Raw genomic sequence first — 20,344 nt, 5'->3', positions numbered from 1 at the left:
AGTGAATGGGGGTCAGATCCCGATTTTTTTCAGTAGGTGCTGCCTTTGGCGGGTGCCATGGCGCTCACCTCGGTCTTGAAGCGCCCTGCCAGCTCGGCGGTCTGGCGCATCAGGATTTGCGTGTCCAGGCCCACGGCCACGAACACAGCCCCAAGTGACAAATACTGTTGCGCCATTTTCTCGTCGGGCGTCAGGATGCCGGGCGCCTTGCCCGCTTTCAGGATGCGGGCGATGGCGTCTTGGATGGCGGCTTGCACGTCGGGGTGCGCCGCGTTGCCCACATGGCCCATCGAAGCCGACAAATCGGCCGGGCCGATGAACACACCGTCCACACCAGGCGTGGCGGCAATCGCATCCAAGTTTTTCAGCGCTTCGCGCGATTCGACCTGCACCAGCAAACACACCTCTTGGTTGGCGCGCTGGAAGTAATCCGGGTAATGGCCCCACCGCGAGGCCCGCGCACCGGCCATGCCGCGCACGCCGCCTTGGCCGTCGTCTTGCGGGTAGCGCATGGCCTGCACCAGTTGCGCGGCCTGCTCGGGCGTGTCGACCATGGGCACCAATATGTTTTGCGCCCCCAGGTCCAGGTATTGCTTGATGAGCGCCGTGTCACCGATGGGCACACGGCACACCGGGTGGCTGGCGGGGTAGGCCGCCACCGTTTGCAACTGGGCCTGGATGCTCTGCAGGTCATTGGGCGCGTGTTCGCCGTCGATGACCAGCCAATCGAATCCGGCCAGGGCGCAAATTTCGGCGGTGTAAGCGCTGGCCAAACCCATCCACAGGCCAATTTGGGGGCGTTGGTTTTGAAGGGCTTGTTTGAAAGTATTCACAGGGGTGTTCATGAGGCGACTCCTTTGAGGTCATCAAGGTTGGCAGGATGCGGGGTTCGGGGTGGCGGTCTGGGCGATGTGGCAAAGCGAAGCGCCTCTGAGCCCGGGCCGCCACCCCGAACCCGGCATCATCCCACTGTCGTAAAACGAAGCCACTGCAGACGCATTCAAGGGCTCAAACAAAACGAAACTCCAACTTGCCCAACGGCCCATAGTCCACATCAAACACATCGCCCACCTTGGCGGGTGCGGGTTTGGTGAACGAGCCTGCCAGCACGATCTCGCCCGCCTGCAGGTGCTCACCCCAGGGCGCGAGCTTGTTGGCCAGCCAGGCAATGCCCACGGCAGGGTGCCCTTGCACGCCGGCGGCAAGGCCCGTTTCCTCGACCACACCGTTTTGGCGCAGCACCGCGCCGCACCAGGGCAAGTCGGTGGTGAGTGGATCAACGCGCTTGGCGCCCAAGACAATGCCCGCGTTGGCCGCGTTGTCACTGATGGTGTCAAACACCCGGCGCATGGCCTTGGTGTGGCGGTCGAACTGTTCGATGCGCGAGTCGATGATCTCGATCGCGGGCGTCACGTACTCGGTCGCTGCGAGCACCTGCTCCACGGTCACATCCGGGCCGCGCAATTCGTTTTTGAGGATGAAGGCCAACTCCACTTCCACACGGGGCGCGATAAAATTCGCGTGTGGAATGTCCAGCACCTGACCGGGCGTGCAGTCGTAGCGCATGTCGTCGAGCAGCGTGCCGTAGTCGGGCTCGTCGATCTGGCTGGAGACCTGCATGGCGCGGCTGGTCAGCCCGATCTTGTGGCCAATCATCCGTCGCCCCTCGGCGAACTTGATCTGCATCCAGGCGCGGTTGATGCGGTAGCCGTCTTCGATCGTCATGCCCGGAAAGCGCTTGGAAAAATGCTCGATCTGAACGCGCGATTTTTCGGACTGGTTCAGCTCGAGGGCGAGTTGCTGGATCTGGTCTTCGGTGAACACGGACATGGCTCAGGCCTTGTTGAACAGGGGATGGAGGTTGCTGTGCTTGGCGTCAAACACCTCGGGGCCGACATCGATTTGGAGCGTGATGCCGATGTGGCGCTGGGCCATGATGGGCGCGAAGAAGGCCTTGGCCACTTCGAGCAAGGTGTGTCCGGCGCGTTGCTGGGTGGCCTCACTGCGACCACGGCCCATGCGCACGTTCAGGTACACAAAAGCATAGTCGCCCGAGCCCCCATGGGGGTTCTGGTCATACAGCCCCGCGGCCAAGCCCGCCGTACCGCCATCGGCCACAGCGTAATGCGGTGCGGGGTAAGCCAGCACGCGGGTGCCGCCCGTAGGAAAGACTGGCATGCCGTCTTCGTCTTGCACGGTGAGCATGGCGTCGGCCAGCTGTCGGCACAAGGTGGTCATGTGGACTTCGGCATCCAATTGGCCGGTGTAGAGGATCACGAGATGGGGCATGGTCAAAGCCTCGTGCTCACGGCGGTGTAGCCCGTCGCGCTGCTGGCCTGCGCTGGCGGAATGTGCGCACCCGATTGCGGCGTGACGTCAAAGACCGCATTGAGCTGGCCCGTGCCGCTGGCTCCGAAATACGGCGTCACGATGTCGGCGCTGCCGTCGTAGCCCGTCCAGCCGAGCGCGCCCATCAGCATGGCCGTGTCGTGCATGAAACCCTCGCCGTGGCCTTTACTGGCGTATTCGGGCAGCATCTCGCAAAAGGCTTTCCACTCGCGCTGGCCCCACATCTGCAAAACCTGCTTGTCGAGCTGCTCCAAAAACGGGCTCCAGATCTTGTGCGCAAACTCCGGCGCCAGGCCGTTTTGGGCAAAGCGGTGACTGAGCGAGCCGCTGGCCAGAAACGCCACCTTGCCGTCGTAATGCTTTTCCACCGCTTGGCGCATGGCCCAGCCCAGGCGGGCGCTGTCGTTCAGGTAATGCACCATGCACAGGGCCGAGACCGAGACCACCTTGAAGTGCTGGTCTTCGTTCATGTAACGCAGCGGCACCAGCGTGCCGTATTCGGGCTGCAAGGTGGTGTTGTCGTGCGCCAGCGTTTCCACGCCGTGTTCGTTGGCCACTTGGGCCAGCAAATGCCCCAGCTCGGGGTTGCCCGGCGCTTCAAACGCCATGTGGTGGATGAAGTGCGGCAACTCGTTGCTGGTGTACTCGCCCTTGAAGTGCGGCGCGCAATTGATGTGGTAATTGGCGTTGACCAACCAGTGCGTGTCAAACACCACCAACGTGTCCACCCCCAGGGCGCGGCAGCGGCGACTGATCTCCCTGTGGCCGTCGATGGCGCTTTGGCGCGTGCCAAAGCGCGGCCCCGGCATTTCGCTCAGGTACATGCTGGGCACGTGGGTGATTTTGGCGGCGAGTGCTAACTGACCCATGGTCAAACTCCCCAATGCGGGATGTGGTGGCTGCCCATCGACACCGCCACGTTTTTGGGCTCACAGAAGACCTCATAGCTCCAGGTGCCGCCTTCGCGGCCCGTGCCGCTGGCCTTGGTGCCGCCAAAGGGTTGGCGCAGGTCGCGCACGTTCTGGCTGTTGACGAAGCACATGCCCGCCTCGACCGCTGCGGCCACGCGGTGGGCGCGGCCCAGGTTTTCGGTCCAGACGTAGCTCGAGAGGCCATAGTCGATGTCGTTGGCTTTTTCAATGGCATCGGGCTCGTCCTTGAAGGGGATCAGGCAGGCCACGGGGCCAAAGATTTCTTCTTGCGCGATGCGCATGCGGTTGTCGACGTCGGCAAACACGGTGGGCCAGACGAAGTTGCCGTTCTTCACGTGTGCAGGCAGGTCGGCGGCATAACCGGGTTGGTCCAGGCCACCACACAGCATCGTCGCGCCTTCTTGGGGGCCGAGTTCGATATAGCTGCGCACCTTGGCCAGGTGGGCTTTGGAGATCATCGGGCCGACGATGGTTTTTTCATCGAGCGGGTCGCCCACGCTGATGCGCTTAGCGCGTTCAGCAAACTTGGCGGCAAAGTCGGCGTAAATGCTTTGCTGCACCAAGATGCGGCTGCCTGCGGTGCAGCGCTCGCCGTTGTTGCTGAAGATCATGAAAATGGCGGCGTCCAGCGCGCGGTCCAGGTCGGCGTCTTCAAAAATCACAAACGGGCTCTTGCCACCCAGCTCCATGCTGAACTTCTTGAGGCCCGCGCTTTGCACGATGCGGTTGCCCGTGACGGTGGAGCCGGTGAAGCTGATGGCGCGCACATCGCGGTGCACCACCAAAGGCTCACCCGCTTCCTTGCCGTAACCGTGCACCAGATTCAACACACCCGCGGGCACGCCCGCTTCCAGCGCCAGCTCACCCAAGCGCGCAGCCGTCAAAGGCGACAACTCGCTCATCTTCAGCACGGCGGTGTTGCCAAAGGCGAGACAGGGCGCGACCTTCCAGGTCGCGGTCATGAAGGGCACGTTCCAGGGGCTGATCAGCGCGCACACGCCCACCGGGTGGAACAGCGTGTAGTTCAGGTGCGTGGGCGTGGGGTAGGTGTGGCCGTCCACGCGGGTGCACATTTCGGCAAAGTAGTGGAAATTGTCGGCCGCGCGCGGCACCAGTTGTTTGCCGGTCTGGCTGATGGTCTGGCCGCAGTCACGGGTTTCGGTCTCGGCGATCTCGGGCACGTGTTTCGTGATCAGGTCGCCCAGCCTGCGCATGACCCGGGCGCGCTCGGTGGCCGGCGTGTTGGCCCATTTCGGGAAAGCGGCTTTGGCGGCAGCGACGGCGGCATGGACCTCGGCTTCGCCGCCCGAGGCCACTTCGGCCAGCACCTCTTGGGTGGCGGGATTGACGGTTTCAAAGTAGTCGCTGCCCGCAACAGGGATGCCATTGATCAGGTGGTCGATTTTCACGGTTCTGCTTTCACGATGGTGTTGGTCAAGGCCCCAATGCCTTCGATTTCGGTGACGATCACATCGCCGGGGTTCACGTTCACGATGCCGTCGGGCGTGCCGGTCAAGATCAGGTCGCCCGGATTCAGTGTCATGAAACTGCTGAAGTATTCGATCAGCGTGGGCACATCAAAAATCATGTCGGCGGTGCTGCCGCTTTGCGTGACTTGGCCATTGACGGTGGTCTGCAATTTCAGCGCCATCGGATTGGGAACGTCGGCCGCATCGACCAGCCAGGGGCCGATGGGGGTGCAGGTGTCGCGGTTTTTCACGCGCAGATTGGGGCGGTACCAGTTTTCCAGGTAATCGCGGATGGCGTAGTCATTGGCCACGGCGTAGCCCGCAATGAAGTCGTCGGCATCGGCCTTCTTCACGCGGCGCGCGGTGCGGCCAATCACCACGGCCAGCTCGCACTCGTAGTGCATGTAGGCCACATCCACGGGCCGCTTCGTGAAGGCTTTGTGGCCAATGAGCGAGGCCTCGCCCTTCATGAAGGCCAGAGGCTCTTCAGGCGCCTTGAAGGCGAGTTCCTTGGCATGGTCGGCGTAGTTCAGGCCCAGCGCGATCACGGTGCGCGCTTGGGGCACGGGGGCGAGCGGCGGCAACCAAACCACCTCGTCTGGGTTCACCGGGCGGCCTTTGTGCGGGCCTTGGGTGATGAGCAACTGGCCATCGGACTCGACCGCTTGCTGAATAGCCCCCGCCCAGGCGATGCGTGCGTGTTTCATGCCTGGCCTTTCACATGCGTGACGACGCTGGCAAAGCCGGGCGCCGAAATGTCCACCCGATCCCCCGCCTTCGCGCGTGGCCGCGTGCCGTCCGGCAGGCAGTCGGTGCCCACCATCAGCACATCGCCGGGCTGCAGCGTCATGAATTCACCCACGTCGGCCAGCAGCGTGGGCACGTCGCGCATCACATCCCGCAGATCGACCGTCTGCACCAAGGCGCCATTGCGGCGCACCTCGATTTGCAATGCCGACCAATCTGAGGCTTGGCCCGGTGTCACCTGATCGGGCAGCGCCAGAAAACCATCGCGGCAACGGAACTTGACCGGCGGGCGGTAGTAGCTCGCGTGCGGCACGCTCCAATCGTTGACCAGCACAGCACCTTCCACCTGGCCGTCTTCGCCAACCACCCAACCCAGCGATGCACCGATGTCGACCTCCGTCACGCCGTCTTGCAACAGCAATCCCTGCCCGGCAGGACTGAAAGTGTTGGCGGTCTTGATGTACAGCACAGGCGCTTGGGGCGCGGCTTTGTGGGGGTCCTGCGCCATGCGGGGGGCCCACAGGTCCCACTCGCGGCGGAAATTGAGCAAGGTGCCGTACACCGTGCCTGCGGGTTGCCAGATTTGCGCGGCCGTTCGGTCCATCTTCATGCCTTACTCCTCGGTCGTTTCATCGGCACGCCCACCGGGCACGTCCATGGCGATCACTTTGTCCAGCAGGTCGTACATGGCCATCAGCTGCGCTTTGCCCAATTGCTGTTCCATCCAGCTGTAGTGGGTCTCGATGGTTTGCGACAAGGCCTGCACCTTGGCCAGTCCTGCTGTGGTGGCCCTCACCACCGTGCGGCGAGCGTCTTTGGGGCAACGCTGGCGCTCAATCAGACCGTCGCGCTCCATGCGGTTGAGCACCCCCGTCAAGCTGGGCCCCAGCAAATAGGCCTCCTTGGACACACGTCCAGTTTCGACCCCACCTGGCTGGAGGGCGTGCTCTCCCAGCACCCGCAAAACACGCCACTGCTGATCCGACAAGCCATGCTGGCGCAAGCTCGGTCGGGTGTGCGCCATCACCGACTCACGCGCTTCGAGCAAAAGGCGCGGCAGGTTGCGATGGACAAAAGTGGTCATGGCGGTCATTTATTTAACATGTTAAATGAATGCATCGGCATCGCCATGAGGGTTTTCACCAGCCCGAGACGGCTTTGCTTGTCGAATCTCATGGCGTTCTGAACTGCGTCCCACTGGGTTGTGACCTCAAAATTGCGCTGAGCCGTTCTTGCGCAGGGTCCGAGCGGCAGGTGCGAGGCCTTGATCCGTGCGAACAGCTTTGAACCCTCGCCTGCTCAGGCGAGCACTTCAGGCCGAGAGCGGTTGAAAAACCTCATGTGTAAAAGTTTATGTGCACAATAAACTGTCATATTTTTATGACACTGGTTTAACATGTCGACGTGAGGTCAGGCCAACCGCCCATTTGGACGGCCCTGATCGTGCTCATCAGGAGATTGCCGTGAACATTTACATCTACCTGTTCCTCTTGTTTGGTGCTGTATTCGGTCTCTTGACGTTTTCTTATAGGCACATCTTCAGCGAGGGGCCTCAACAGATCGACACGGCCGAAGGTGGCCACTCTCTGGCCAGCCGCGTGTTGTGGGCCATGGTCTGCACTTTCTTGTGGCCCATCATGGTCCTCACCGGCCTCAACTCGGCCCGGATAATGGCCAAGCGCAAACGCCAAGCGATGGCCTCCAACCGCTGAGCCATGGCGGAGTGAGCGACTGGCCACGCCCGCTGCAAAGTTGTCTCCGGATGGCCACCCACCTGTCCATCCGAAAATTCGGAACGCAGCGACAACCCCTCCCCAAAAATCTGCTTTGGATGGGATGCCAGATCCAATTCAGGTCGTCAGGTGCTTCTGCGTGCTTGTCAGGCCTGTACGCTCAGTTCAGAACGCCATGAGGCTCGACAGTTCTGTGGCCAGTTGACCGCTTGGCGGCATCTCATAAGATGCTAGCCTGCTTTCAGCCCCGACTTTAAGCCCCCACTTTAAAGAGCTGGCCATGTCTTTTGCCGATTTGCTTTCTCGTCTTGCAGCACCCGTGATTCAGGCCCCCATGGCCGGCGTGCAAGACCACCGACTGACAGCCGCCGTCTGCGAAGCGGGTGGCTTGGGATCTTTGGCGGCCGCCATGCTCACCCCCGAAAGCTTGCAGGCCGAACTGCAAGCCCTGGGCAGCGTGACCGATCGGCCTTACAACGTCAACTTCTTTTGCCACAGCCCGCCGGCCGCAGATCCTGTGCAGGAAGCCACCTGGCAACAGGTTTTGTCGCCCTATTACCGCGGCATGGGCCTGGACCCAGCCCACATGCCCAGCGGCGCAGGCCGCGTGCCCTTTGGTCACGACAGTGCCGATGTGCTGGAGGCCTTTCGTCCGGCGGTGGTCAGCTTTCACTTTGGCCTGCCAGCGCCCGATTTATTGGCCCGTGTGAAAAGTTGGGGCAGTCTGGTGCTGTCATCGGCCACCACGGTGCAAGAAGCCGTCTGGCTGCAAGCGAATGGCGCGGATGCCGTGATCGCCCAAGGCTTGGAAGCGGGCGGGCACCGGGGCATGTTTTTGACCGATGACCTGAGCACCCAAATGGGCACGTTAGCGCTGTTGCCCCAAATCGTTCAGGCCGTGCAACTGCCCGTGATCGCCGCTGGCGGCATTGGTTCGGCCCCAGGCGTGGCTGCAGCCCAAGCGCTGGGCGCGGCCGGTGTGCAAATCGGCACGGCTTATTTGTGCAGCCACGAGGCCACCACCAGCGCGCTGCACCGGGCGGCCTTGCAATCGCCCGAGGCGCAGCACACGGCCCTCACACGCTTGTTCAGCGGCCGCCCAGCGCGCGGCATCGTCAACCGCTTGATGCGCGAACTCGGCGCCTTGAACCCCGCGGCCCCGGCGTTTCCACTGGCCACAGCAGCCATTGCCCCCTTGCGTGCCGCAGCCGAGGCTCGGGGCTTGAGCGACTTCACCCCCCTGTGGTCGGGTCAAAACGCCGCCACCGCGCGCAGCCTGAGCGCTGCCGACATCACCCGAGAAATGGTCAACGCCTGGCGCTGAGTGGCGCGATCTCAAAGGCACAATCGCTGCATGGCCAAAGACAAATCGATATTCACCTGCACCGAATGCGGCGGCACCAGTGCCCGCTGGATGGGCAAATGCCCCAGCTGCAACGCCTGGAACACCTTGATCGAAGGATCCAGCGAGCCCGCCGCCGGGAAAAACCGCTTTGGCTCGGTCCATGCCTCGCTGGCCCCCACCTCCGAGGTGCTGCCCCTGGCTCAAATTGAAGCGGCCGATTTTGAACGCCACCCCACCGGCATTGACGAGCTCGATCGGGTGCTGGGCGGCGGCATGGTCGAAGGCGGTGTGGTGCTGATCGGCGGCGACCCGGGCATTGGCAAATCCACCTTGCTGCTGCAGGCGGTGGACGCATTGCAACGCAGTGGCATGCAAACCCTGTATGTGACGGGCGAAGAAAGCGGCGCGCAAGTGGCCATGCGCTCGCGCCGTCTGGGCCTGCCCGACTCGCAAGTGCCGGTGCTGCCCGAGATCCAGCTTGAAAAGATCCTGCACACCCTGCAATCTCGCCAGCCGGGCATCGCCATCATCGACTCGATCCAGACGGTCTATTCAGACCAATTGACCAGCGCCCCCGGCTCGGTGGCACAGGTGCGCGAATGCGCGGCGCACCTGACGCGCACGGCCAAAGCCACCGGCACCACCATCGTGCTGGTGGGCCACGTCACGAAAGAAGGCGCGCTGGCAGGCCCACGCGTGCTGGAACACATGGTGGACACGGTGCTCTACTTTGAGGGCGACACGCATTCGAACTTCCGCCTGATCCGCGCCATCAAAAACCGCTTTGGTGCGGTGAACGAAATTGGCGTGTTCGCCATGACTGAAAAGGGCCTCAAAGGCGTGAGCAACCCGAGTGCCATCTTTTTGAGCCAACACGCCGAGCCCGTGCCCGGCAGTTGCGTGATGGTCACGCTCGAAGGCACCCGCCCGCTGTTGGTGGAAATTCAGGCCTTGGTGGACAGCGGTGGCCCCAGCCCACGCCGTCTGTCGGTGGGCCTGGACCGCGACCGCCTGGCCATGCTGCTGGCGGTGCTGCACCGCCATGCGGGCGTGGCCTGCATGGACCAAGACGTGTTTGTCAACGCGGTGGGCGGCGTGCGCATCAGCGAGCCGGCGGCCGACCTGGCCGTGATGCTGGCGATCACCAGCAGCCTGCGCGGCAAAGCCTTGCCCAAGGGCTTCATTGCCTTTGGCGAAGTGGGCCTGGCGGGCGAAGTGCGCCCCGCCCCACGCGGACAAGACCGCCTGAAAGAAGCGGCCAAGCTGGGCTTCAAGGTGGCGGTGGTGCCCAAAGCCAACGCCCCCAAGAAAAACGACAAGGCCTTCGAGGGCCTGACCATCTACCCGGTCGAGCGCATCGAAGAAGCCATGCAGGTGGTGCGAGGTTTGGACTGAGGCCCCTGCGGAAATGACCGGGCAATCAGGGCACAATCTGCCCCCATGAATTTCACCAAAATACTGACTCCGCTGGCCATCGTCGTGTTCACTGTGGGGGCCTGGCAGGCTTTTCAGTGGGCGGGCATTGCCCTGGCCGTGGGCGGTGTGGTCATGTGGGTGCTGCTGCACTTCACGCGCTTGGTCACCATCCTGAAAAAAGCCGCCAACCGGCCCATCGGCCATGTGGCCAGCGCCGTGATGCTCAACGCCAAGCTGAAAAAAGGCGTCAATTTGATGCACGTGATCGCGATGACACGCTCTTTGGGCAAACTTTTATCCGAAAAAGACGCCCAACCCGAGGTCTACACCTGGACCGACACCAGCGAATCGGTGGTGACCTGTACTTTTGTGGGCGGCAAGTTGACCGAATGGACACTGGCACGCCCCGAAGAGCCAAACCCTTAAAATCCTCGCCAACCCTGTTTATTGCAGCTACTTCAAAGGACACTTTCATGAGCGTTGTCATTCCCTCCATGTCAGACCGTGACGGCAAAATCTGGATGGACGGCCAGATGGTGGATTGGCGCGATGCCAAGATCCATGTGCTGAGCCACACCTTGCACTACGGCTGCGGTGCTTTTGAAGGCGTGCGCGCCTACAAAACCGAGCAAGGCACCGCCATCTTCCGCCTGCAAGAGCACACCGAGCGCCTGTTCAACAGCGCCAAAATTTTGCGCATGGCCATCCCCTTCACCCCAGCGCAGGTCAACGAAGCCCAACGTGCCGTGGTGCGCGAGAACAAGCTGGAATCGGGCTACATTCGCCCCTTGACCTGGATTGGCGACAAAAAGCTGGGCGTCAGCCCCAAGGGCAACACCATCCATCTGATGGTGGCCGCCTGGACGTGGGGCGCCTATTTGGGCGAAGAAGGCATGAAGCGCGGCATCCGCGTCAAAACCAGCAGCTACACCCGCCACCACGTCAACATCACCATGACGCAGGCCAAAGCGGTGAGCAACTACACCAACTCCATTTTGGCCAACATGGAAGTGACCGACGAGGGTTACGACGAAGCCCTGCTGCTCGACACCTCGGGCTTTGTGTCAGAAGGCGCAGGCGAGAACATCTTTGTGGTCAAGAACGGCGTGATCTATACGCCCGACTTGTCGGCCGGCGCCTTGAACGGCATCACCCGCAACACCGTCTTCCACATTGCCAAAGACCTGGGTCTGGAGATCGTGCAAAAGCGGATCACCCGCGATGAGGTCTACATCGCCGACGAAGCCTTCTTCACCGGCACCGCCGCCGAAGTGACGCCCATTCGCGAACTCGACCGCATCGAACTGGGCAAAGAAGGCTACGTGGGCAGCCGTGGCCCGATCACCGAAAAAATCCAGAGCGCATTTTTTGACATCGTCAACGGCCGTAACCCGAAATACGCCCACTGGCTGACCTTGGTTTGAGGAAGGCCAGCATGAGCACCCAAGCTGTTGAACTGCTGGCCACCGACCTGAACCCCCAAGGCGGTGTGTTTTGTCCCAGCCCCAAAGCCGACATGAAACTCTGGAACAGCCACCCCAAGGTCTACTTGGATGTGGCCAAAACCGGTGAAGCCAAGTGCCCCTATTGCGGCACGGTTTACAAAATGAAAGCAGGGGAAGTGGTAGGGCACCACCACTGATTCCCGCGCGGCGCAAACAGGCGATGGCGCAGCCGCCCCACGGCGAACACTCAGGTGTTCGCCGTTTTGCTTTGGGGCAAACTCACCTCGAAGCAAGCACCACCACCGGCTCGGTCTGCGCACCGCACCCATCCGCCGTGGCGCTCGGCAATCGATTTGACCAGCGACAGCCCCAAACCCACGCCGCCAACGCGCTCGCTGGTCCCGGGCAAACGGAAAAACGGCTCAAAGATCCGATCTCGGTAGGCGGGGGGCACGCCAGGTCCATGGTCACCGACCTCGATGTGAACCCGTCCACCTTGGGGCTTCAAGCACAGCACAATGCCATTGCCCTGCAGAGCAGCTTGGCTGCTGGCGCCATAACGGCGGGCGTTTTCCAGCAGATTGCGCACCATCCGGCGCAGCAGTTTGGCCACGCCGGGTACTTCGAGCTGGGCCAGGCCTTCGGGGACATCCAGCCTTGCGCTGACCCGCGCGCACTCTTCGGCGCACAGGCCCACCAGATCCACCGCCTCCACGGTACCGATGTCGGCCTCCTTGGCGTTCAAGCGGCTGGCCAGCAAGATCTCGTCGATCAGCTGGTCCAGTTCAGCCATGTTGCGCAAAATTTCGGCCCGACTGCGTGCCCATGCGTCTGAATCCGCCGGGCCGTTCATCAGCTCCAAGCCCATGCGAATGCGGGCCAGCGGCGAGCGCAACTCGTGCGAGGCGTTGGCCAGCAATGACTTTTGCGAGGCCATCAGGCCTTCGATGCGCTCGGCCGCCGCGTTGAAGCGCTCGGACAGGTCGGCCACCTCGTCGTCGCCTTGCACCGTCACGCGCACCGACAAGTCGCCCTCGCCCCAACGCTGCACGCCGCGCTGCAGGCCCTCAAGACGCTGCGTCAGCCTGCGCACCACCGGGTACAGACCCAGCGCCACAGCCAGCCCAATGAGGCCGAGCATCCAGAAAAAACCTGAAGGCTTGGCCCACCAAGGCATGTCCTGGCGCCAATGTGGCGGCAAACGGCCGTTCGGGCCGAGCCCCATGCCAGGCATGCCATGCGCAGCGGGGGCATGGGGCCGCTCGGCCGATCGCTCGCCGCTGCGCTGCACTTGCAGAGGCAGGGTTTGACCGTCGGGCAAGGGCACATCAAAGACCAAAGGTGCGCCCGGCCCGGCCCGGGTGGTGCTGGCCAGCACATCGCCGTTGGCGTTCAACACCACCCATTCACGCGGCGCTGGCGGCGCGGCATGGTGCTCGACCGTGGCGCGCCAGGCCCAACCCACCAACAGCATGAGCAGCGCCACGCCCACCACCACGGCCAGCCAGATGCGCAAGTACAGGTGGCGTGACCACTGGCGCGAGAAACTGCGAATGGGCATGATCGGCGCTCAGTCTTGCTGGCGGGCAAACACATAACCCACACCGCGCACGGTGAGGATGCGTTGCGGCGCTTTGGGGTCGGCCTCGATGGCGGCACGGATGCGGCCCATGTGCACGTCGATGGAGCGGTCAAAGGCTTCGAGTTCGCGGCCCCGCACGGCCTCCATGATCTGGTCGCGCGTGAGCACGCGCCCGGCGCGTTCGGCCAGCGCCACCAGCAAGTCGTATTGGTACGAGGTCAGCTCGCAGTCCTGCCCCTTGACGCTGACGCGGCGGGCATCGCGGTCAATCTCCAGCGAGCCAAATTGCATGCGCTGTGGGGGCGTGTCGTTCCCGTTATTTTTGCGACGCAAGATGGCCTTGATGCGGGCCAGCAACTCGCGTGGCTCAAAGGGCTTGGGCAGGTAATCGTCGGCCCCCATTTCAAGGCCAATGATGCGGTCCATGGGGTCACCTTTGGCCGTGAGCATGAGCACCGGCACCTGGCCTGTGCTGCCAGGCAGGGCGCGGATGCGCTGGCAAACCTGCAGGCCATCCATGTCGGGCAGCATCAGGTCCAGGATGACCAAGTCCACGCCCGGCGTTTGCAAACGGGCCAGGCCGCTGTGGGCGTCGGGCGAGTGCACCACGGCAAAGCCGTTTTGCCCCAGGTAATCTGCCACCATGCCCGCCAAGCGCACATCGTCTTCGATCATCAAAAGTTGTTGCATGGGGTGATCATCCTCCAAGCCGAAGTGCCCAGAGTTTCGGTTTTGTAAAGCTGGGTAAATCCTGGGCCCAGCCAAACCGGCGAGCAATGGCTTCAAGCCTTGCGCGCATGCACCCGCGAGGCCAGCGCCACCAGCAGCAGCACCGGCACGCCCAACCAGGCTGTGGCCGTGAAGAAGCTGGCATAGCCGTGGGCGTCGACAAAATCACCCGAAAACCCGGCAATGAACTTGGGCAACAACAGCATCATGGAGCTGAGCAGCGCGTATTGCGTGGCCGAATAACTGATGTTGGTCAGCGATGACAAATAGGCGATGAAGGCGGCCGAAGCGATGCCGCTGGCCAGGTTGTCGGCCGAAATCACCCAGACCAGCGCCTGCACGTCGTGGCCCACGCCACTGAGCCAGACAAACAGCAAATTGCTGGCTGCACTGAGCGCCGCGCCCAGCATGAGCACCCGCATGACGCCCAACCGAGCCGACAGCACACCGCCCACAAACGCACCCACCAAGGTCATGATGACGCCGTACACCTTGGTCACACTGGCCACTTCGGTCTTGGTGAAGCCCATGTCCACGTAAAACGGGTTGGCCATGATGCCCATGACCACGTCGCTGATGCGGTAGACCGCGATCAAGGCCAACAACAGCACCGCTTGCCAGCGGTAGCGCAACCAAAAATCGGCAAAAGGCTGGACCACCGCACCCTGGAGCCACTCGAGCAGGTTGCGGGCTGGTGCAAAAGGGGCAGGCACAGGCTCGGGCGAAGCCAGCACCACCGCCATGCCCGGCAGCATGCTCAGTGCCATGACCAGATAAGCCGCTTGCCAAGCCGATTGCATATAGCCTGTGGCTTGCTCGCCTTGGGCCCAAGCCGCCACCCACAACACACCGGCCCCGGCCCAGATCATGGCGAGGCGATACCCCGTCTGGTAACTGGCCGCCAAGGCGGCTTGCGCGTTCACCTCGGCCGATTCGATGCGGTAGGCGTCCAGCGCAATGTCTTGCGTGGCCGAAGCCACCGCCACGGCCAAGGCGCAGGCCACCAAAGGGCCAAGCAGTTGCGATGGGTCATTGAGCGCCATGCCCACCAGCCCGAGCGCGATGACGAGCTGCGACACCAGCAGCCAGCTGCGCCTGCGCCCCAGTTGGCGTGTGAGCCAAGGTATGGGCATGCGGTCGACCAGCGGGGCCCACATCCATTTCAAGCCATACGCCAGACCGACCCAGCTGAGATAACCAATGGTGCTGCGGTCAATGCCCGCCTCGCGCAACCGAAAACTGAGCGTGCCCAGCACCAACAGCAGCGGCAAGCCCGCCGCAAAGCCCAGCGCCAACATGCGCAAGCTGGCGGGCTGCAAGTACAGGCGCAGCGCCTCGCGCCAGGTGCGCACCGTGCTCGGGGGGGCTTGTTCAAAAGGGGTTGCAGTTTCAGCCATGCGCCATTATCGGCCGACCCAAAGGGCCTGACACCTTGAAGTTGGGCAAGCCGCTATCATTTGCACACCATGTGCCTGCTCTGTGACCTCAAAAATCCTCCGAACGGTCCCTCTTCCAGTGGATCGGCCGATGCCTCGCCGCGCTGGCAAGCCCGGCGTGCCTTTTTGTTGGCGGCAGGGGCCTCGGCCGCCGGCTCGGCTTTGGCGCAGGTGGACGTGGGTTCTTCTTCCGGCTTGCGCAAATTGGTCCCGGCCGAAACGCTGGAAACTTCAGCACGGCAGCAGTACACACAAGTTCTGGCCGATGCCCGCGCCAAAGGCGCACTGGCCCCCGATGGTCACCCGCAACTGCAACGCTTGCACACCATCGCGGAAAAACTCATCCCGCACACGGCGTCATGGAACCCGCGTTCGCGTGACTGGAAGTGGCAAGTGAACCTGATTGGCAGCAAACAAATCAACGCCTGGTGCATGCCCGGCGGCAAGATCGCTTTTTACACCGGGATCTTGGACCAACTGAAGCTCAACGACGACGAAGTGGCCATGATCATGGGGCACGAGATGGCGCATGCCCTGCGCGAACACGCGCGTGAACGTCTGGCCAAGAGCCAGGCCACCAGCATTGGCCTGTCCATTGCTTCTCAACTGCTGGGGTTGGGCTCTTTGGGCGATGTGGCGGCGAACCTGGGCACGCAATTGCTCACGCTGAAATACAGCCGTGATGACGAAACCGAATCTGACTTGGTGGGCTTGGAGATCGCCGCACGAGGTGGTTACAAGCCCGAAGCCAGCGTGAGCCTGTGGCAAAAAATGCAAGCGGCCAGCAGCAATGGCAGCCCCTCATTCCTGTCGACGCACCCCAGCGGGACCAACCGAATTCAGGAACTCGAAGCCAACTTGCCCAAAGTCCAGCACCTTTACGAGCAAGCCCGCCGGGGCTGACCCGATTCAGGTCCCACCCACGTAAGGGTTGGACTGTCGTTCACGACCAAACGTGCTCTCAGGGCCATGACCAGGAATGAACACCGTGTCATTGCCCATGGGCCACAAACGCGCGGTGATGCTGGCGATCAAATCGTCGTGGTTGCCTTGCGGGAAATCAGTGCGGCCAATGCTGCCCGCAAACAGCACATCACCCACAAACGCTCGCTTGATCTCAGGTGAATAAAACACCACATGGCCAGGCGTGTGCCCAGGGCAATGGCGCACCTGCAAAGTGTGCGCACCCAAGGTCACGGTATCCCCATCGGCCAGCCAGCGCGTGGGCTTGAAAACGCGCGCAGGTGGGAAACCGTAGGCAGCTGCCGCAGCAGGCAAGCCATCAATCCAGAACTGGTCTGCCGGATGCGGTCCGATGATCGGCAGACCCCCCAACTGTTCGGCCAAATCGGCGGTGCCCGAGGCATGGTCCAGATGACCATGGGTGATCCAAATCTGCTCGAGCTTGAGGCCCAGACGTTGGGCGGCCCCCAGCAACACATCCAAATCTCCCCCCGGATCCACCACCGCCGCCTGCAGGGTCTGGTCGTCCCAAATCAGAGAGCAGTTTTGCTGGAATGGCGTGACGGGAATGGTTTGGTATTGCAACATGTACAAATTATAGGGAGCGTGATGTCCAGGTTGAGAAGTCGCGCGTCCATGTCTGTGTAGGTAATAGCCTTGCCCGGGAGCTTTTGACAAAAGAACAAACAAGGATTTCGGCACCCAAGCGGTGGTGGCAAAAACACGGAACAGACAAAAAAAACGCTCAGGGCTACGCCGTTTCAATGGATAGCCAACCGGCTGAATTGACGAACACGAACACCAACACCATAAAGACCCACAAAACCAATGGCCAAGAACTTGCGCAGGACGATTTGAATATGGCTTAGATTTAAAAGGCTAAACCTTGGCTTGGGCCGCGCTAAATTTGGCAAACAGCTGCTGGAGCGGCTGACTGCCATGGTTGGCAAAGTAAGCCATGATCGTCAAGGGGACTTCACGTCCGATCGTGGGTAGTTCTTGCAGGGTTTTACGCTTCAAGTCTTGAGCGATCAGGCTGCGAGGAAGCCAAGCTGCACCTTGATGAATCAGGGCCATTTCTCGCAAACCGAGACTGAACTCGCTGACGTATTGCACAGCCACCAAGCGAGACTGCATGAGCTCAGGCAAGACATGGGTGCGGACCGTTTGACCAAAGAAACTCTCTGGCGGAAAACAAAGCAATGGCAATGGGTGATCAGGTCTTGAAAAATCTTTCGACATGCAGAGTTTGGGACTGGCCACCAATACCAAAACATCATCTCCCAAAGCGCAGGGAGTCGCCAGTTGCGCAGGGATGCCTGTGACAGAAGTGTTGGATTCATATACGAGCAAAATATCTGCCTGACCGCGAAGCAGCAAGGCCACCCCCTCATCTCGGTTTTCTGAGCGAATTCGAAAGCGTTGTTCGGGATGGAGTGTTCGCAGCTTTTGCAGGAATGCAGGAAGGTGAGCTGCTGCAAGACTGTGTTGCGCAGAAATCACCAGCCCCGGGCTTGAGTTGGCATCTGACTTGAGCGTGGATCGAAATTCGTAAACTTGATTTACCAAACCTCGAAACGACGATTCATGCTGTGTGGCCAGCGGTGTAAAGCGCAGGGGTTTGTGCGTTCGATCGATCAACTCAACGCCTAACCATTCTTCCAGATGCTGGATGCGCCTTGAAAAGGCCGGCTGCGAAACATGGCGCTTTTCAGCTGCTGCTGAAAAAGAACCGGTTTCAATCAATGCCAAGTAGTCGTCAAGCCACTTGAGTTCCATGGGTTCCCCCGATTTGATGATGACTCAAGTTTTCTCGCAAAGAAAGCTTGCCCCATGCTGATTCTATTTTCACATCCGAGCGATACACAGCCTCGACCCAGCGGGGCACGGCCAAACCAGTCTGATGGCCACAGTGCAAGGTCGATGCCCGATGGGTCCACCACCATGGTGATCAACAATGAAAACTTCAGGGAAAAGCCTTTTCCGAGTGCGCTTTCTCATCCATCAAAGCATCATCTCGCGCTTGAGCGCCTGTGAATCATGGATTCACAACCAGGCCTGCGTCTTCGATTGACCGGTTCGCTGTGCTCAATTCAGTGAGCAGAGGACTACATAAGGCCATGGGCGATCATGAAGATACAGCCGAATTGCGATGGGCAGTAGTGGATAAGAAGTCGAGCAAAATCCCATGAAACATTGCTGTGCGCTCTAGGTGCAGTGCATGTGAACAAGCAGGTAGCACCGCCAAAGAGGCGCCAGGAATGCCTCTCCAAAGTGCTTCTATTTGAGACCAGCCGTAGCTGCGGTCAGCCTCACCCCAGACGATCAGGGTTTGCTGCTGGATGTTCATCAATCTGTGACGTCCATCCCAGCCCTCCATTGCCCACAAACCGGCCTCAGCAGCCTGGTAGCTGGCGCATGTTCCAAGTGAAGCGAGCAAGTTGTAAGCGGGTGAAGCTTCACGGTCAAGTAGCCAAGTGGCGCAAATGCGCCGGGCTGTGCTCTCGACACCATCTTCGGCCAATCGCTCACGCGATCGCGCCATGGTCTCAAAACGCCCGGGAATACTGCCCTGGGGACCTGTGGCATAAAGCACCAAACGCATGACCCTTTGCGGTGCTTGATGGACGATTTCCTGCACCACCATGCCACCCATGGAATGTCCAAGAAGATGAAATTCGCGGATGCCTAACTGATCCAAAGTTGTTAAGACAGAATGCGCGTGAGCCGCAATATCCTTGGGTGCGTTCAAGTGTCTCGCATCACCATAACCTGCGAGATCAACAGCGATGACGTCAAAAAAATGGCGCAATCTCTCTATTTCGGCCACCCACTGGCTCGATCCACCTAAATAACCATGTACCAAGACCAGAGTCGGGCCTGCTCCGGCGCGGCGAAACGGCAAAGAGGTTGTTTGGGATTCAATCATTTCATGGCTTTCGGCAGTCCAGTTGCAATTTCAGGCAACAGGATCAGCAATGCAATCAAAACCAACATGCTTCCGATAAATGGCAAACAACCATAAATCACTTCGCTGATTGAAATAGATCCTCGACTGATCCCTTGAATGACATACAAATTAAGACCTACCGGTGGCGTAAGCACAGCGATCTCCATCGTGATGGTGAAGATAATGCCAAACCAGATCATGTCGAATCCAGCAGCGTGCATCAGCGGGTAAATGGTGGGCAATGTGATAAAAGTCATGGACACAGGCTCAAGGAACATGCCGAGAACAAGGTAAAAAACAATCACGATCGAGAGCACAGCATATGGGCTGAGTTGAAAAGTTTGGAACAACTCTGTGAACTGCTGCGGAACACGATAGTAGGTCATCACAAAGCCGAACAATACCCCGGCTGAAAGCAGCAGACCCAAGTACCCCATGGTGCGCATGGTTGACATCAATGAAGCCTTCAGGCCGGTCATGTCCAGTCCGCCAACGGCAAAGGCGAGAACGACCGTCAAAAGTGCTGCGACGGCTGCGGCTTCAGTCGGCGTTGCAATACCGGTATAGATGGAGACTGTGATCACGAGTCCAACCAAAAATATGGGGCCCAAAGAGATGAGCATTTCACGAAAACTGGTGCGCGCGGTGGCATCGGCGTCGGGAATGTGTGAGGGGTAGAGTTTTCCCCATACATAGACGATCAGGCAAAAAAACAGCACCAACACCAAACCAGGAACGATGCCCGCAATGAACAAATCGCCGATCGATGTATCCGTCACAATGCCGTAAAACAGAAGAATAAGGCTTGGAGGAATCAACACGCTCAGTGTGCCGCCAGCTGCCAGCACCCCGCTTGAGAGCCGATTGTCGTAACCCAGTTTTTTCATCTCGGGCAATGCAACACCGCCAATGGTCAACGATCCAACCATTGAAGAGCCGCAAACAGCTCCGAAACCGGCGCAAGCTGCAATGCTCCCATAGGCAGCCGACCCACGTATACGCACCCCGCGATGCATGAACTGATAAAGGTTCGGGCCAATATTCGATCGACCAATCAATTCGCCCAAGAAGACGAAAAGCGGAACCGACAGCAACACATAGTCAATCCATACACCCCAGAGCTTGAGTTGGCTACTGACAAGCGCTGTAGACCAGCCCTGGATATGAAATAGGAACGGCATCGAGGCAGCCGCCAGTGCAAAAGGAATCGGTAAACCGATACCAATGAACAAAACCAGCAAGGCCATG

Annotated in this window: 22 protein-coding genes; 7 read left to right on the top strand and 15 right to left on the bottom strand. The window is 60.6% G+C overall.

The window, feature by feature from the left end; translation table 11 throughout:
* Positions 1-29: 29 nt before the first annotated feature.
* The 8 genes from LHAB_RS05570 to hpaR all read right to left on the bottom strand — a co-directional run bounded on the left by LHAB_RS05570 (position 30) and on the right by hpaR (position 6,590).
* The gene (locus LHAB_RS05570; RefSeq protein WP_090044459.1) at positions 30-845 is read right to left on the bottom strand and encodes an aldolase/citrate lyase family protein; all 816 of its coding nucleotides are present in this window, start codon (positions 843-845) and stop codon (positions 30-32) included.
* 163 nt (positions 846-1,008) lie between these two features.
* Entirely contained in the window at positions 1,009-1,830 is an 822-nt protein-coding gene (gene hpaH / locus LHAB_RS05565) for a 2-oxo-hept-4-ene-1,7-dioate hydratase (RefSeq protein WP_369814102.1), read from the bottom strand.
* 3 nt (positions 1,831-1,833) lie between these two features.
* A complete protein-coding gene (locus LHAB_RS05560; RefSeq protein ID WP_090044458.1) occupies positions 1,834-2,289 on the bottom strand; it encodes a 5-carboxymethyl-2-hydroxymuconate Delta-isomerase in 456 nt (151 codons plus the stop codon).
* Between the two features lie 2 nt (positions 2,290-2,291).
* Positions 2,292-3,218, bottom strand: coding sequence for a 3,4-dihydroxyphenylacetate 2,3-dioxygenase (gene hpaD, locus LHAB_RS05555; RefSeq protein WP_090044456.1), 927 nt, complete (start codon positions 3,216-3,218; stop codon positions 2,292-2,294).
* A 2-nt stretch (positions 3,219-3,220) separates the two neighbouring features.
* Positions 3,221-4,690, bottom strand: a complete 1,470-nt coding sequence (gene hpaE, locus LHAB_RS05550) for a 5-carboxymethyl-2-hydroxymuconate semialdehyde dehydrogenase (protein ID WP_090044454.1) — start codon at positions 4,688-4,690, stop codon at positions 3,221-3,223.
* Positions 4,687-5,457: a fumarylacetoacetate hydrolase family protein gene (locus LHAB_RS05545; protein ID WP_090044452.1), complete on the bottom strand. Its 771-nt coding sequence runs from the start codon at positions 5,455-5,457 to the stop codon at positions 4,687-4,689. The genes hpaE and LHAB_RS05545 overlap by 4 nt, the downstream gene beginning before the upstream one ends.
* Positions 5,454-6,107 (bottom strand): fumarylacetoacetate hydrolase family protein, encoded by a 654-nt coding sequence (locus LHAB_RS05540; RefSeq protein ID WP_228763357.1) that lies wholly within the window; start codon positions 6,105-6,107, stop codon positions 5,454-5,456. The genes LHAB_RS05545 and LHAB_RS05540 overlap by 4 nt, the downstream gene beginning before the upstream one ends.
* A gap of 3 nt (positions 6,108-6,110) precedes the next feature.
* Positions 6,111-6,590, bottom strand: coding sequence for a homoprotocatechuate degradation operon regulator HpaR (gene hpaR, locus LHAB_RS05535; protein WP_090044450.1), 480 nt, complete (start codon positions 6,588-6,590; stop codon positions 6,111-6,113).
* A gap of 370 nt (positions 6,591-6,960) precedes the next feature.
* On the opposite strand from hpaR, the gene LHAB_RS05530 reads away from it, so the two are divergent.
* The 6 genes from LHAB_RS05530 to LHAB_RS05505 all read left to right on the top strand — a co-directional run bounded on the left by LHAB_RS05530 (position 6,961) and on the right by LHAB_RS05505 (position 11,633).
* The gene (locus LHAB_RS05530; protein ID WP_090044448.1) at positions 6,961-7,209 is read left to right on the top strand and encodes a hypothetical protein; all 249 of its coding nucleotides are present in this window, start codon (positions 6,961-6,963) and stop codon (positions 7,207-7,209) included.
* Between the two features lie 301 nt (positions 7,210-7,510).
* The gene (locus LHAB_RS05525) at positions 7,511-8,554 is read left to right on the top strand and encodes an NAD(P)H-dependent flavin oxidoreductase (protein ID WP_090044446.1); all 1,044 of its coding nucleotides are present in this window, start codon (positions 7,511-7,513) and stop codon (positions 8,552-8,554) included.
* A 30-nt stretch (positions 8,555-8,584) separates the two neighbouring features.
* Entirely contained in the window at positions 8,585-9,970 is a 1,386-nt protein-coding gene (radA, locus tag LHAB_RS05520) for a DNA repair protein RadA (protein ID WP_090044444.1), read from the top strand.
* A 45-nt stretch (positions 9,971-10,015) separates the two neighbouring features.
* Entirely contained in the window at positions 10,016-10,417 is a 402-nt protein-coding gene (locus tag LHAB_RS05515; protein WP_090044442.1) for a glycerate kinase, read from the top strand.
* A 47-nt stretch (positions 10,418-10,464) separates the two neighbouring features.
* Positions 10,465-11,415, top strand: coding sequence for a branched-chain amino acid transaminase (locus LHAB_RS05510; protein WP_090044440.1), 951 nt, complete (start codon positions 10,465-10,467; stop codon positions 11,413-11,415).
* An 11-nt stretch (positions 11,416-11,426) separates the two neighbouring features.
* A complete protein-coding gene (locus LHAB_RS05505; protein ID WP_090044438.1) occupies positions 11,427-11,633 on the top strand; it encodes a zinc-finger domain-containing protein in 207 nt (68 codons plus the stop codon).
* A 50-nt stretch (positions 11,634-11,683) separates the two neighbouring features.
* On the opposite strand, the gene LHAB_RS05500 is transcribed toward LHAB_RS05505, so the two are convergent.
* From LHAB_RS05500 to LHAB_RS05490, 3 genes are all read right to left on the bottom strand, one after another.
* Positions 11,684-12,997, bottom strand: coding sequence for a sensor histidine kinase (locus tag LHAB_RS05500; protein WP_090044436.1), 1,314 nt, complete (start codon positions 12,995-12,997; stop codon positions 11,684-11,686).
* A 9-nt stretch (positions 12,998-13,006) separates the two neighbouring features.
* Positions 13,007-13,708 (bottom strand): response regulator transcription factor, encoded by a 702-nt coding sequence (locus tag LHAB_RS05495; protein WP_090044433.1) that lies wholly within the window; start codon positions 13,706-13,708, stop codon positions 13,007-13,009.
* A 92-nt stretch (positions 13,709-13,800) separates the two neighbouring features.
* Positions 13,801-15,144 carry an AmpG family muropeptide MFS transporter gene (locus LHAB_RS05490; protein ID WP_090044431.1) on the bottom strand — a complete coding sequence of 448 codons (1,344 nt, stop codon included), beginning with the start codon at positions 15,142-15,144 and terminating at the stop codon, positions 13,801-13,803.
* Positions 15,145-15,213: 69 nt separating this feature from the next.
* On the opposite strand from LHAB_RS05490, the gene LHAB_RS05485 reads away from it, so the two are divergent.
* Positions 15,214-16,086 (top strand): M48 family metallopeptidase, encoded by an 873-nt coding sequence (locus LHAB_RS05485; RefSeq protein WP_090044429.1) that lies wholly within the window; start codon positions 15,214-15,216, stop codon positions 16,084-16,086.
* Positions 16,087-16,092: 6 nt separating this feature from the next.
* Here the strand turns inward: LHAB_RS05485 and LHAB_RS05480 are convergent, their stop codons facing one another.
* The 4 genes from LHAB_RS05480 to LHAB_RS05465 form a co-directional block, all read right to left on the bottom strand.
* Entirely contained in the window at positions 16,093-16,734 is a 642-nt protein-coding gene (locus LHAB_RS05480; protein ID WP_090044427.1) for an MBL fold metallo-hydrolase, read from the bottom strand.
* Positions 16,735-17,025: 291 nt separating this feature from the next.
* Positions 17,026-17,925, bottom strand: coding sequence for a LysR family transcriptional regulator (locus LHAB_RS05475; protein ID WP_090044423.1), 900 nt, complete (start codon positions 17,923-17,925; stop codon positions 17,026-17,028).
* A gap of 349 nt (positions 17,926-18,274) precedes the next feature.
* Positions 18,275-19,075, bottom strand: coding sequence for an alpha/beta fold hydrolase (locus tag LHAB_RS05470; RefSeq protein ID WP_090044421.1), 801 nt, complete (start codon positions 19,073-19,075; stop codon positions 18,275-18,277).
* Complete coding sequence (locus LHAB_RS05465; RefSeq protein WP_228763356.1) at positions 19,072-20,343, bottom strand: TRAP transporter large permease; 1,272 nt, start codon at positions 20,341-20,343, stop codon at positions 19,072-19,074. Before LHAB_RS05465 ends, LHAB_RS05470 begins: the two co-directional genes overlap by 4 nt.
* Between the last annotated feature and the right edge of the window lies 1 nt (position 20,344).

This window comes from Limnohabitans sp. 2KL-27 (assembly GCF_001269345.1).
Taxonomy (GTDB): Bacteria; Pseudomonadota; Gammaproteobacteria; order Burkholderiales; family Burkholderiaceae_C; genus Limnohabitans_A.
Note: the sequence above shows the minus strand (reverse complement) of the source record. Positions and strands in the feature narration are given on the sequence as shown.